General features: G+C 64.8%; 12 protein-coding genes. 4 read left to right on the plus strand and 8 right to left on the minus strand.

Annotated features, from left to right (window positions below; translation table 11 throughout):
* Nucleotides 1–10: 10 nt before the first annotated feature.
* Entirely contained in the window at nucleotides 11–1,510 is a 1,500-nt protein-coding gene (gene amaB, locus AC2FML_RS16910; RefSeq protein ID WP_437436358.1) for an L-piperidine-6-carboxylate dehydrogenase, read from the minus strand.
* Nucleotides 1,511–1,527: 17 nt separating this feature from the next.
* Nucleotides 1,528–2,634 carry a saccharopine dehydrogenase family protein gene (locus AC2FML_RS16915; protein ID WP_496783922.1) on the minus strand — a complete coding sequence of 369 codons (1,107 nt, stop codon included), beginning with the start codon at nucleotides 2,632–2,634 and terminating at the stop codon, nucleotides 1,528–1,530.
* A 245-nt stretch (nucleotides 2,635–2,879) separates the two neighbouring features.
* Between AC2FML_RS16915 and AC2FML_RS16920 the strand changes: the two genes are divergently transcribed.
* Nucleotides 2,880–3,878 (plus strand): substrate-binding domain-containing protein, encoded by a 999-nt coding sequence (locus tag AC2FML_RS16920; RefSeq protein WP_170367770.1) that lies wholly within the window; start codon nucleotides 2,880–2,882, stop codon nucleotides 3,876–3,878.
* On the opposite strand, the gene AC2FML_RS16925 is transcribed toward AC2FML_RS16920, so the two are convergent.
* A complete protein-coding gene (locus AC2FML_RS16925; RefSeq protein WP_170367494.1) occupies nucleotides 3,879–5,012 on the minus strand; it encodes a Gfo/Idh/MocA family protein in 1,134 nt (377 codons plus the stop codon).
* Between the two features lie 43 nt (nucleotides 5,013–5,055).
* Nucleotides 5,056–6,159, minus strand: coding sequence for a Gfo/Idh/MocA family protein (locus tag AC2FML_RS16930; protein WP_496783923.1), 1,104 nt, complete (start codon nucleotides 6,157–6,159; stop codon nucleotides 5,056–5,058).
* 96 nt (nucleotides 6,160–6,255) lie between these two features.
* Between AC2FML_RS16930 and AC2FML_RS16935 the strand changes: the two genes are divergently transcribed.
* The 3 genes from AC2FML_RS16935 to AC2FML_RS16945 are packed head-to-tail and all read left to right on the plus strand — an operon-like array spanning nucleotide 6,256 to nucleotide 8,942.
* Nucleotides 6,256–7,260, plus strand: coding sequence for a PfkB family carbohydrate kinase (locus tag AC2FML_RS16935; RefSeq protein WP_496783924.1), 1,005 nt, complete (start codon nucleotides 6,256–6,258; stop codon nucleotides 7,258–7,260).
* Nucleotides 7,261–7,269: 9 nt separating this feature from the next.
* A complete protein-coding gene (locus tag AC2FML_RS16940) occupies nucleotides 7,270–8,106 on the plus strand; it encodes a 5-deoxy-glucuronate isomerase (protein ID WP_170359807.1) in 837 nt (278 codons plus the stop codon).
* Nucleotides 8,103–8,942: a class II fructose-bisphosphate aldolase gene (locus AC2FML_RS16945; RefSeq protein ID WP_496783925.1), complete on the plus strand. Its 840-nt coding sequence runs from the start codon at nucleotides 8,103–8,105 to the stop codon at nucleotides 8,940–8,942. The genes AC2FML_RS16940 and AC2FML_RS16945 overlap by 4 nt, the downstream gene beginning before the upstream one ends.
* Nucleotides 8,943–8,984: 42 nt before the next feature.
* Here the strand turns inward: AC2FML_RS16945 and AC2FML_RS16950 are convergent, their stop codons facing one another.
* The 4 genes from AC2FML_RS16950 to AC2FML_RS16965 all read right to left on the minus strand — a co-directional run bounded on the left by AC2FML_RS16950 (nucleotide 8,985) and on the right by AC2FML_RS16965 (nucleotide 12,278).
* Complete coding sequence (locus AC2FML_RS16950; protein WP_170372586.1) at nucleotides 8,985–9,401, minus strand: VOC family protein; 417 nt, start codon at nucleotides 9,399–9,401, stop codon at nucleotides 8,985–8,987.
* A 90-nt stretch (nucleotides 9,402–9,491) separates the two neighbouring features.
* The gene (locus tag AC2FML_RS16955; protein ID WP_496735635.1) at nucleotides 9,492–10,250 is read right to left on the minus strand and encodes an SDR family NAD(P)-dependent oxidoreductase; all 759 of its coding nucleotides are present in this window, start codon (nucleotides 10,248–10,250) and stop codon (nucleotides 9,492–9,494) included.
* On the minus strand, nucleotides 10,247–11,053 hold the full coding sequence (gene iolB / locus AC2FML_RS16960; protein WP_496783926.1) for a 5-deoxy-glucuronate isomerase: 807 nt from the start codon (nucleotides 11,051–11,053) through the stop codon (nucleotides 10,247–10,249). The genes AC2FML_RS16955 and iolB overlap by 4 nt, the downstream gene beginning before the upstream one ends.
* Nucleotides 11,054–11,096: 43 nt before the next feature.
* Nucleotides 11,097–12,278, minus strand: a complete 1,182-nt coding sequence (locus AC2FML_RS16965) for a phytanoyl-CoA dioxygenase family protein (protein ID WP_496783927.1) — start codon at nucleotides 12,276–12,278, stop codon at nucleotides 11,097–11,099.
* Between the last annotated feature and the right edge of the window lie 15 nt (nucleotides 12,279–12,293).

Raw genomic sequence — 12,293 nt, forward strand, 5'->3', positions numbered from 1 at the left:
GGCCGGGTTCTCAGATGTCGAACTTCACGCCCTGCGCCAACGGCAGTTCGGCCGAGTAGTTCACGGTGTTCGTCTGGCGCCGCATATAGCCCTTCCAGGCATCCGAGCCGCTTTCGCGTCCGCCACCGGTTTCCTTCTCACCGCCGAACGCGCCGCCAATCTCGGCGCCCGAGGGGCCGATATTCACGTTGGCGATGCCGCAATCGGACCCGGCGGGCGACAGGAACTGTTCCGCCTCGCGCATGTTCAGCGTGAACACGCAAGACGACAGGCCCTGCGGCACGTCGTTCTGCATCTCGAGCGCCTCGTCGAAACCGTCATAGCCCATCACATAGAGGATCGGCGCAAAGGTTTCGGTCTTTACGATCTCGGTCTGGCCCGGCATTTCGACGATCGCGGGCTGCATGTAGACACCGCCCTCGGGCACGCCTTCAATGACGCGCTTGCCGCCAAAGACGGTACCGCCCTCGGCCTCGGCCGCCTTCAGCGCGGCCTCCATCGCCTGCCCCGAGGCCTCGTCCACCAGCGGCCCGACCAGCGTGCCTTCGGCCAGCGGGTCACCGATGGGCAGACCGGCATAGGCCTTTTTCAGCCGCGCAACCAGATCGGCGCGGATCGAGTTGTGCACGATCAGCCGCCGCAGCGTGGTGCAGCGCTGACCCGCGGTGCCCACGGCCGAAAACACGATGGCCCGCACCGCCATTTCCAGATCGGCCGAGGGGCCCACGATCATGGCGTTGTTGCCGCCCAGTTCCAGGATGCATTTGCCGAACCGCTGAGCCACGATCGGTGCGACCGCGCGGCCCATCCGGGTCGAGCCGGTAGCCGAAATGATCGGCACCGCCTCGCTGGCCACAAGCGTCTTGCCCAGATCGGCACCGCCGATCAGCAGTTGCAGCAGCCCGTCGGGCGCATCGCCGAACCGGGCCACGGCCTTTTCAAAGATCTTCTGACAGGCCATCGCGGTCAGGGGCGTTTTCTCGGACGGTTTCCAGATCACCGGGTCGCCGCAGACCAGCGCCAGCGCCGCGTTCCACGACCAGACCGCGACCGGGAAGTTGAAGGCCGAGATCACGCCGACCGGACCGGCCGGGTGCCAGGTCTCCATCATCCGGTGGCCGGGGCGTTCCGAGGCGATGGTCAGGCCATACAGCTGGCGCGACAGGCCCACGGCAAAATCGCAGATGTCGATCATCTCCTGCACTTCGCCCAGACCTTCCGAGGTGATCTTGCCGGCCTCCCAGCTGACCAGCGCGCCCAGGTCTTCCTTGGCAGCGCGCAATTCCTCGCCCAGCAGGCGGATCAGCTCGCCCCGGCGCGGGGCGGGCACGGTGCGCCAAGCCTTGAAGGCCGCCGTGGCGCGGGCCAAGACCGCATCCATGTCGGCAACGGGTGTTTCATGCACCCGCGCCAGCACGCGCCCGTCGATGGGCGAGCGGACCTCCAGCGTCCCGCCGGTCAGCTCGGCTGCCGTCAGGCCCAGTTTTTCGAGTGTGTGTTCTGCAGTCATGACTACGTCTTTCATGTTCAGGCCGCCTTGTTCTGGGGGGTCACTTCGCCAGCGCGGTACAGCTGGCCGAATTCGGTGTTCAGGAAGTCATCCAGCCCGACCTGCTCTTGCCGGACAAAGCCTTGGGTGGGCAGCGCGCCGGTGCGCATCAGGTCGACCACGCCCAGAACGCCGGCGGCGGTGGTGATCTGGATCGCGCTCCAGACCTGGCCGTCGATGGTGCGGGCAAAGGATTTGTTGATCAGGGATTTCTCGCGCAGGGCCCCGTCGATCATGCCCTTGGCCGTGCAATAGACCAGAACCACATCCTGATCGGTGCGCGGCAGCGCGGTTTCAAAGATGTCCTTCAACAGGTCGCGGCGCTGGCCCAGGCCCAGATCGGTCAACAGCAGCTTCAGGATGTCGCGATGGCCGGGATAGCGGATCGAGCGATAGGACACCGCCCGCGCCTTGCCGGCCAGCGTCTCGGGCAAGGTGCCCAGGCCGCCCGAAGTGTTGAAGCATTCGTATTCCACACCGTCATGGCCGATGATCTCGTAATCCTCGAGCGGCGCGGTCTTGACCCGTTCGCCATTCACGATGGCGTCGCAGGGGTTGCAGTATTCGTTGATCAGCCCATCGGTGGACCAGGTCAGATTGTATTTCAGCGCATTGGTCGGATAGAGCGGCAGCGCGCCCACTCGCATGTGCAGGCTGTCCAGCGTGTCGAAGTCGGCCGCCAGTGCGGCTCCCGCTATGCCGACGAAACCCGGGGCCAATCCGCATTGCGGCATGAAGGCGGTGCCGCTGTCGCGGGCCAGTTCGCGCACGGCGTTGGTCGCGGCGACATCCTCGGTCAGGTCGAAATAATGCGCACCCGCGGCCTTGGCCGCCTTGGCGATGGCAGACGTCAGGAAAAACGGTGCGGCCGAGATCACCGCATCGAACCCCGCAAGCCCCTGTGCCAGCCCGGCTTCGTCGCCCGCGTCGATCTGGCGGGTGGTGATGCCCTGCCTGTTCAACGCCGACAAGGCCGTCAGGTCATGGTCGGCCACGGTTACGGTATAATTGTGCGATTTCTTCAACAGGGCGGCGATCATCTGTCCGATCTTTCCGGCCCCGACGACGCAGATGTTCCAACTCATTGCGCGCCTCCTCCTCTGCTCTGGTTCCAGTATGACCGCGCCGCCGTCCGGGCACAGCAATCGAGTTGACGAAACGGGCGGCTTTTCCGCCATAATGACGAAAATTGAATCATAATGTCGGATCACGGCCGCAGCGTCTTGGAACCTGACGTCACGGGTGGAAATGCCTTGCAACCGATTGCACCATTTTTGCAATGATGCGACATTCAACAGACCCGATCGACCTCACGAAGGAGACCAGGCAAGTGGGCGTTACGCTGAAGGAAGTTGCGGCCTTGGCCGGGGTGTCGCGGTCGGCGGTGTCGCGCACCTTCACGCCGGGCGCCTCGGTCTCGGCCAAGACCCGCGCCAAGGTGGAAAAGGCCGCCAAGGAACTGGGCTACAGCCCCAACGCGCTGGCCTCGTCGTTGACGACGGGGCGGACCAAGCTGATCGGGCTGATCTCGAACAACTTCCACAACCCCATCTTTCTTGAGGTTTTCGACCAGTTCACCCGCGCCCTGCAGGAACGCGGGCTGCGCCCCCTGATCGTGAACCTGACCGACGAGACCGAGCCCGCCAATTCCGTGCGCATGCTGCGGCAATATTCGGTGGATGCGGTGATCGTCGCCTCGTCGACCTTGCCGCCCAGCTTTGCCAAGGCGTTCCACGATGCCGGCGTGCCGGTGGTGCACACCTTCGGGCGCTCGGCGACCTCGCCCGAGGTGCATGTGGTGGGCATCGACAATGTGGAATGCGGACGCATGGCCGCGCGCGAGTTGGTCTCGCGAGGCTATGCCAGCGTGGGCTATCTGGGCGGGCCGATCGATGCGACCTCGGCACGGGACCGGCAACGGGGCTTTACCGAGGAAATGGCAAACCACCCTCATGTTCCCGTCAGCCACTCTTTCGCCGGGGCCTACTCCTTCGAGGCCGGCCGGGCTGAGATGCTGCGCCTGCTGGCGGGTGACCCGGCGCAGGCCTATTTCTGCGGCGACGACATCCTGTCGATCGGTGCGCTGTCGGCGCTGGCCGACCACGGGCTGAAACCGGGTTCCGACATCGGGATCATCGGCCTGAACGACATGGAGATGTCGCGCTGGGAATACATCAACCTGACGACCATCCATCAGCCGATCAAGCAGATCATCACCGCGTCGGTCGATCTGGTCGAAGAGATGCTGAAAACGCCCGATCGCTACCCCGAGGCGCGGATCTTCCCCTGCCGGGTGATCGAGCGGGGCACGTTGCGGCCCCGCCCCTGATCAACGGAACATCGGCGGGCGCGCGTCCTGCCAGGCGCCCTCGGCCCGGGCCGAGGCCACGGCCGCGTGCACCGCGGCAATCGAGCGGACGCCATCGGCGGCATCGGGCAGCCCATCGCGCGGCTCGCCCCGGATCGCGTCGGCCAGATCGCAATAGATATTGGCTACAGCCAGCGGAAAGCCCTCGGGATGGGCAATCGCCACCCGCGACAGGCGCATCGCGTCTTCATGCAGGCCGCCCTCGCCCTTTTCGATGATCTGGGTTCGTCCACCGACCGGGGTGTAGATCAGCTGGTTGGGGTGTTCGGACGCCCAGCGCAGCCCGCCGGTCTCGCCGAACACCTGGATGTCGAACCCGTGCTGCCGCCCGATCGCCACGGACGAGGTCCACAACCGGCCCACGGTGCCGCCCTCCATGCGGAAATTGACCATCGCGTCGTCTTCCAGCTGGCGGCTGGGAATGGTCGAGGCCATGTCGGCCGACAGCGTCGCGACCTCGTCATCGCAGATGAAGCTGGCCATGTGCAGCGCGTGGATGCCGCAATCGGCGAATTGCCCCGACACGCCCGCCATGGCCGGATCATAACGCCAGCGCACGCGCGGATTGTCCGCGTCGGTGGCGTCCCCATGATGGCCGTGGCTGAAATTGGTGACGACCAGGCGCACCTTGCCGATCTCGCCGGCGCGGACCATGGCGCGGGCCTGCCGCACCATCGGATAGGCCGAATAGCAGTAGTTGACCGCACAGATCTTACCCGACTCCCGGGCCACGCGCACGATCTCTTCGCCCTCTTCCACGGTCATGGTCATCGGCTTTTCGCACAGCACGTTGAACCCGGCCTCGAGATACGCCTTGGCGATCTCGAAATGGGTGGCGTTCGGGGTGGCGATGGTTACAAGGTCGATCCGGTTGGGCCGGTCCTTTTCGCCGGCCAGCATTTCCTGCCAGTCGCCATAGGCGCGGTCGGCGGGCACACCCAGCCGCTGCGCATAGGCGCGCCCCGCCTCGGGCCGGTGGTCCAGCGCGCCGGCGGCGAATTCGAACAGTCCGTCGGCCTGTGCGCCCAGACGGTGGGCGGGTCCGATCTGGCTGCCTTCTCCGCCCCCGATCATGCCCCATTTCAACTTTGCCATGGTCTTGGTCTCTCTGCGAACGATGTTGGAAAACGTGCCGGGCCTAGAACGCGCCGACGTCCTGCCAGCCGCGACTGTCGGCCGAGGCCCGCGCCGCCGCCAGCACCCGGTTGACCTCGTGCCCGTCCCGGAAGGTGGGCCAGATGTTCCGGCCGGAATGAATGGCGGTCAGAAAATCCTTGGCCTCGATGATGATCTGATCCTGATATCCGGTGCCGTGGCCGGGACCCTGGCAAAAGGGCTCATAATCGGGATGCGCCGGACCGGTCAGGATCTTGGTGAAACCGCGCTGGGCCTCGGGGCCTTCGCGGCGATAGAGCCACAGGGCGTTCTGATCCTCCTGGTCGAAACGGATCGCGCCCTTGGTGCCCGAGATTTCGTAGGCATAACCCATCTTGCGGCCGGTCGCGATGCGGCTGAAATAAAGGTTCCCCATGACGCCGTTTTCAAACCGGCACATCATCTGGGCATGGTCGTCATTGGTCACTGCACCGCCCGGGCGGGTGTGGTGAACGGTTTCCACATCGGCCATGACCTGCGCGATCGGCCCCACCAGAGCCAGCGCGCCATTGACCATGTGCGGCGCCAGATCGCCGATGGTGCCGTTGGCCATGCCGGTCGTGCGCCAGGTCGCCGGGGCCTCGGGGTCGGCATAGAAATCCTCGGTATGTTCACCGCGGAACCATGTGATGTCGCCAATCGCGCCGTCGGCGATCAGCTGGCGGGCAAACTGGCTGGCCGGGGTGCGGATATAGTTGAACCCGACCATGTTGACGGTGCCCGAGGCCTCGGCCGCCGCCACCATGGCACGGCTGTCCTCAAGCGACGCGCCCAGCGGTTTTTCGCACAGCACCGGCTTGCCCAGCGCCAGCGCCGCCTCGGCGATCTGCCGGTGGGTGGACTGGGGCGATGCAATCACGACGGCCTCGACCACCGGATCTTTGACCAAGGTCTGCCAGTCGGCGGTGGCACGGCGGAACCCGTAGGCGGCGCGGTAGCGTTCGGCACTGTCAAGGCTTGAGGCGCAAATCATCTCGAGCCGCGGTCTGAGCGCGGTGTCGAACACGGCGCCCACGGCGGACATGGCCACCGAATGGGCTTTGCCCATATAGCCGCCTCCGACGATTCCAATTCCGATTTCTCGCATTTTGGGCGGCTCCGAACATACTGATTGCAACCGGTTGCAAAATCAGTATCGTGAGAATCGATCCAATGCAAGGTCCATCGGATCGGCGGGATCAAAATGCCTGGGAGGTACAGTTTGAGTCACTTGATCGACGGCATCAAAGGAAACCGGTTTGCCGTTTTCGGGCGCGCTGGCATGGACATGTTCGCCGATCCGGTCGGTGTCAAAAGCGAACATGCCGACATGTTCCGCGCGGACTTGGGCGGTTCGTCCGCGAATATCTGCGCGGGTCTGGTCAAGCTGGGCAGCCAGGCGTCGCTGATCACCTCCGTCTCGGATGACGCGGTTGGGCGATTCTGCCTCAACAAGTTGCATCACTATGGTGTCGACACCTCTTTCATTCGCGTCGTCGGCGGTGAATACCGCATGTCCTTGGCGGTCTATGAAAGCTGCATCGAGGACTTTCAGAACGTCATCTACCGAAACGGCGCCGTCGATTTTCAGGTCACCGAAGATGACATGGACCGGGTCGACTATGGTCGTTTCAGCGCGGCGATCTCGGCCGGAACCGTGCTTGCCGCCGAACCGTCGCGCAGCGCCACGTTTCGCGCCTTCGACAATGCGCGCAAGGCCGGTCTGCCGGTGATCTTCGACATCGACTACCGGCCCTACAGCTGGCCCTCGGCGCAGGTCGCCGCCGACGTGCTGTCGCGCGCGGGCGAGGCCAGCGACATGATCGTCGGCAATGACGAAGAATTCGGCTTCATGGCCGGCGGGATCGAGAAAGGCTTCCGGAAAGCCTGCGATCTGGCCGAGAAACCCGGCCGCATCGTCATCTACAAGATGGGCGAAAAGGGCGCCGTCACCCTGACCGACGGGCAAGAGATCCACACGGGCATCTACCCGGTCACGGCCGTCAAACCCAACGGCGCGGGCGACAGCTTCATGGCCGGGCTGCTGGCCTCGGTCGCGGCGGGCCATTCGCTGGAACAGGCGGTGTTGCGCGGATCGGCCTGCGCCTCGATCGTCGTGTCCAAACCGGGCTGCGCGCCCGCCATGCCAACCACCGAAGACTTGGACGCTTTCCTCGCGTCCCACCCCGGCCCCACCCCGGCCGGATAGGAGAGCCCGATGCACATCCCCCCGTTCGACAACCAGAACAAACCCATCGTCGATGTCGATGATCCGACCGTGCCGCTGAACTATTTCAACATCGTCAAGTTGAAGCGCGGCGAAGCCTTCGAATACCAGGTCCCAGGGTACGAGACCTGCATCGTGCCCGCCACCGGCAGCGTCGATCTGGATGTCGAGGGCGTGCACTTTGCCCATTTGGGCAACCGGGGCGAGGATGTCTGGGATGGCGAGCCCGAGGGGGCTTATGTCCCGTCAGGGGCACGGGCGCAGATGGTCTGCGTCTCGGATACGGCCGAGGTGTTCGTGGCCGGCGCAAAGTATGACAAGGTGCTGGACCCGTTCGACGTGCGCGAGCATGACTTGGTGCAATATGGCAGCGACGACACCAAGACCCATCGCAAGATCAAGCATATCCTGGGCCAGAAGCAGCATGACAAGGTCGGCCGCCTGCTGGTGAGCGAGCTGTTCACCGTGGGTCAGGGCGGCTGGTCGGGCTTTCCCAGCCACAAGCACGACACCAACCGCCTGCCGGACGAGACCCGGCATGACGAGACCTACAATTTCCGTTTCAAACCGAACTGGGGCTCGGGCCTGCAGATGCTGCAGCGCGAGGACAACGAACCGGGTGACGCCTATCACATCGTCGATGGCTCCACGATCTGTATCGACAAGGGCTATCACCCCTGCTGCGTTCTGCCGGGATACGAGATGTATTACTTCACCATCCTCGGCGGGCTGACCCAACGATCGCTGGTGCAGTATTTCCAACCCACCCATGCCTATCAGATCGAGACGATCCCGGGCATCAAAGACATGATCGCCAAGTTCAAATGACCCTCGTTACGCTCAAAGACGTCCTGCAACCCGCCTATGAACAGGGCTATGCCGTCGGCGGCCTGGTGACGCTGGGCTGGGAGGACATGCGCGCCTATGTCGCCGCGGCCGAGGCCGAGAACGCCCCGGTGATCCTGCAGGCCGGCCCCAGCTGCCGCGAACACACGCCGCTGCCGATCCTGGGCAAGATGTTCCGGTATCTGGCCGAAAACGCCTCGGTGCCCGTCGTGGCGCATCTGGACCACGGCTATACGTTCGAGGAGTGCAGGATCGCGCTGGACAGCGGGTTCACCTCGCTGATGTTCGACGGATCGCGCAAGCCCCTGCAGCAGAATATCGACGAGACCGCCGCGATCGCCGAAATGGCCCATGCCGCCGGGATTTCGTGCGAGGGCGAGATCGGCTTCGTCGGCTATTCCGGGGGCGAAGGCTCGGCCGGGACCGACCCGGACGAGGCCGCCACCTTCGCCGCCCAGACCGGCGTGGACGCGATGGCGGTCTCGGTCGGAAACGTCCACCTTCAGCAGAACAAGGAAGGCGGGCTGGACGAGGACCGCATCCGCCGGATTCAGGCCGTGACCAACGTGCCGCTGGTGATCCATGGCGGATCGGGCGTGCCCGTCGAACAGCGCGCGCGGCTGGCGCGTGAAACCGCGATCTGCAAGTTCAACATCGGCACCGAGCTGCGCATGGCCTTCGGCGCCGCCCTGCGCGAGGCCGTGAACCGCGACCCCAACCGGTTCGACCGGGTGACGATCCTGAAGGAAACCCATGACCCGGTCGTTGCTGCCGCCCGCACCGTGATCCGCGCCTTTGGTGCGCCGCCGCAGCGCTAACCGTCCCGACCTGTGCGATATCGCAAAATGCGCTGGCGGGTCCTAATCGTCGCGCCCCGGTTCGTTTGGATTGCTGGAAAACAGGGCGATCTTGTTGCCTTGTGGGTCCCGCAGATAGCCGACATAAAAACGTGGCCCGTACATGGCGCGAAAGCCCGGCTGACCTTCGTCCGATCCGCCGGCCCGCAGCGCAGCGGCGTGAAGGTCTCGTACCTGCTGCTGACTGCGCGCCTCGAAGGCGACCATCGCACCATTCCCGGCCGAGGCCGCAGCCCCGTCAAAAGGCGGTTTGACATAAAATTCCGGCAGAACCGGTTGCTGGCCCGGCGGCACCGGTAGGGCGAAACTCAGCCCCTCGGGACCCTCTTCCAGCGCATAGCCGAGATCCGGCAGAAAGGCGCAGTAAAACCGTTTTGCACGCGCGATGTCGTCCGCGCCAACCGTGACATAGGAAATCATCCCGCATCTTTCCTTGCCGGGTGTCGATCCGTCAACCGGCCCCAGTGTATCGACGCACGTCCATTCCGGACGGGAACGACCCCATGGGCGTCAGATCGAGCCGCCCTCGACCATGAAATTGCCCGCGCTGCACATGGCCGCGTCGTCCGAGGCCAGAAACAGCACCATCCGCGCCACATAGACCGGGTCGATCGGGTCGGGCAGGCATTGGCGATCGATCTGTTTGGCCAGCGCCTCGGGGGTGACCCACAAGTCTTTCTGGCGCTGGGTCATGATCCAGCCGGGCACGACCGTGTTGACCCGGATCCGGTGATCGCCCAGTTCCCGCGCCATGGTGCGGGTCAGGCCGTGCACTGCGGATTTCGCGGTGGCATAGGCGGGAAAGCCCGCGCCGGCCTCCCACCAGGAATTCGAGCCGATATTGATGATCGACCCCGCGCCCTTGCCGATCATGCCGGGCGCCACGGACTGGATGGCGAAGAACATGTGGCGGAGGTTGGTCGCCATGCGCTCGTCCCAATAGTCCGGCGTCACCTCGCGCCAGTCGTGCCGGTCGTCATGTGCGGCGTTGTTGACCAGAACGTCCGCTGTGCCCAGCGCGCCTGCCAGCTCGCAAAAAGCGGACCGCAGCGCCGCGATGTCGCGCAGGTCGCAGGCGGCAAAGGCGTGGGTTCCGTCCAGTTCTTCCAGCAGCGCGTTTCCGCCCTCGGCGTTGATGTCGACAAAGCCGACCTTGGCCCCCTGCTCGGCAAAGCCGCGCACGATTTCGCGCCCGATGCCCGAGGCCCCGCCGGTCACGAATACGGTGCGCCCTTTCAGGCAGGGATAGATGGCAAAGGCCTTGGTCATTTGTCGCGCTCCATGATCCATTCGACTTCGGGCGCCGGAACGAAACGCCATTTGCGCAGCGGCCCGGCCATGACGTTGAGGTAATACATCTCGAACCCGTAGGGCGCCCCGCAAGGGTGGTGCCCGCGCGGCACCAGTACCACATCGCCATCGGACACGGCCATGGTTTCGTCCAACTGACCGTCATCGGTATAGACGCGCTGGATGCCGAACCCGCTGGCCGGGTTCAGGCGGTGGTAATAGGTCTCTTCCAGATAGGTGATGCGGGGATAGTCATCCTCGTCATGCCGGTGACTGGGGTAGGATGACCAATGGCCGTGGGGGGTGAAGACCTCGGTCACCAGCAGGCTGTCGGCGTAATCCTCGGCCTCCATCGCGATGTTGTTGATGTGGCGCGTGTTCGTTCCCTTGCCGCGCTCGGTCAGGGTGATGCCCTCGGGCCCGATCCGGCGCGGGGCATGGCCGCCCTTGCCCGGGGCCGAGCACACGGCGATCACGCAATCGGTTTCGGCCGTTGCCTCCCAGTCGGTGCCGTTGGGCAGGTACAGGCAATGGGGCGGGGACTTTTCGAACACGTTCATCCGGTCGCCCAACACGCCCCAATCCTGCCCGGCGCCGGTAATCCGGGCCTTGCCCTCGACCATCACCAGAATGACCTCGCGGTCGCCGGTGACCTCGGCGGCGCGCTCGCCGGCCCGCAGGTGATAAAGGCCAAAGCCCACATAGCGCCAGCCAGCGTTGGCCGGCGTGATGTCATGAACCTTGCCATGGGTTCCGAACGGTTTTCTCAGCAGTTCTGCCATCGGTTTCACCTGTGTTGGGGCAGCACCGGCCGCCCGGGTTCCGTCATACCGCCTGCCGCGCCTGTCGCGCGTCCAGCGCCTGTTCCAACTGTGCCTGCGTCCAGCTTTCCGACACCGCCCGGCGCAGGATGTCGGCCTGGCTGGGCGGAGCGTTTCCGCCCACCGGCGGATCGGTATCCAGATTGGTCGGAAAGGGATAGCCTTCGGCCGTGGCCGCGATCGCGGCGCCGATGCGGGCATTATCCAGATCGCCGCGCTGTTTCAACGCCATCAGTGCCGGGAATACGGCCAGACACATCGCCTTGCGGTCCACTGCCTCCATCGCCCGCCCGAAGGCTGACGACACCTGCAGCAGGTTGGCCATCCGGTGGATGTCGGCGCTGCTGTTTTCGCCGGCTGCATGGAACAGCGCCGGGTTGAAGAACACCGCATCGCCCTTGGCCAGCGGCAGCTGGATGCAGGCCCATTCGAAATACGCCCGATGCGCGTCGTCGTGAAAGGCGACATAGCCAGGGCCATACAGCTGCGAGAAGGGCAACAGCTTGGTCGGGCCGCTTTCAATGGGCATGTCGCAATGGGCAACCGCGCCCTGCAGAGTCAGCGCGGCGGTGACCATATGGGCGTGCGCCGGGAACTGGGCCGCCTTGTCGGCGGTCTGGAACCCCAGGTGATAGTCTCGATGCGCCTGCTGCGCCTTGCCGCCCGGCCGCACCTGGTTGATCTGCGCGGTCATCTGGTAATCGGGGCCCAGCCAGGCCTCGCAGGCGGCGGCAATCGCCGTGTTGCCGAAATAGAGCGCAAAACCCTCGGGGTCGCGCAGGCATTGCTTTTGCAGCGCGTTCCACACCCTGTCATTCGCGCCCGAGGCCGCAAAGTGATCGCCTTCGCCGCCACCGGCCTGACGCTCTTCCTCGATGATCCGGCGAAACACCTCGGTTGCCCGGTCGATGACCGCGGTATCGGCATAGGCGCCTTTCAACGCGATCACCCCGGCAGATCGGCCCAAAACCCAGCCCCATTCCGCCAGCAGGGCGCGCCGGGCTTCGGGTGTTTCCAAGGCGGGCCGCAGCGCGTGCATGTCATAGACCGGCACGTTCTTTTCCACCGCGGCCGCGTAGGGCACCTGCTCGGGCCGCAGACACTGCGAGGCCAGCGCTTTGAATTCGTCCAGATCACAGGACTCACGACCGAAATAGTCGACGAAACCAGGTTGCTGACGGACCATGAAACGCTCCTTTCC

Source organism: Ruegeria sp. BHSC029 (assembly GCF_059613085.1).

What these genes read in the sequence shown, in the direction of transcription:
- amaB (WP_437436358.1), bottom strand. Translation starts at nt 1,510, where the DNA reads ATGACTGCAGAACACACACTCGAAAAACTGGGCCTGACGGCAGCCGAG.
- AC2FML_RS16915 (WP_496783922.1), bottom strand. Translation starts at nt 2,634, where the DNA reads ATGAGTTGGAACATCTGCGTCGTCGGGGCCGGAAAGATCGGACAGATG.
- AC2FML_RS16925 (WP_170367494.1), bottom strand. Translation starts at nt 5,012, where the DNA reads ATGGCAAAGTTGAAATGGGGCATGATCGGGGGCGGAGAAGGCAGCCAG.
- AC2FML_RS16930 (WP_496783923.1), bottom strand. Translation starts at nt 6,159, where the DNA reads ATGCGAGAAATCGGAATTGGAATCGTCGGAGGCGGCTATATGGGCAAA.
- AC2FML_RS16935 (WP_496783924.1), top strand. Translation starts at nt 6,256, where the DNA reads ATGCCTGGGAGGTACAGTTTGAGTCACTTGATCGACGGCATCAAAGGA.
- AC2FML_RS16940 (WP_170359807.1), top strand. Translation starts at nt 7,270, where the DNA reads ATGCACATCCCCCCGTTCGACAACCAGAACAAACCCATCGTCGATGTC.
- AC2FML_RS16945 (WP_496783925.1), top strand. Translation starts at nt 8,103, where the DNA reads ATGACCCTCGTTACGCTCAAAGACGTCCTGCAACCCGCCTATGAACAG.
- AC2FML_RS16950 (WP_170372586.1), bottom strand. Translation starts at nt 9,401, where the DNA reads ATGATTTCCTATGTCACGGTTGGCGCGGACGACATCGCGCGTGCAAAA.
- AC2FML_RS16955 (WP_496735635.1), bottom strand. Translation starts at nt 10,250, where the DNA reads ATGACCAAGGCCTTTGCCATCTATCCCTGCCTGAAAGGGCGCACCGTA.
- iolB (WP_496783926.1), bottom strand. Translation starts at nt 11,053, where the DNA reads ATGGCAGAACTGCTGAGAAAACCGTTCGGAACCCATGGCAAGGTTCAT.
- AC2FML_RS16965 (WP_496783927.1), bottom strand. Translation starts at nt 12,278, where the DNA reads ATGGTCCGTCAGCAACCTGGTTTCGTCGACTATTTCGGTCGTGAGTCC.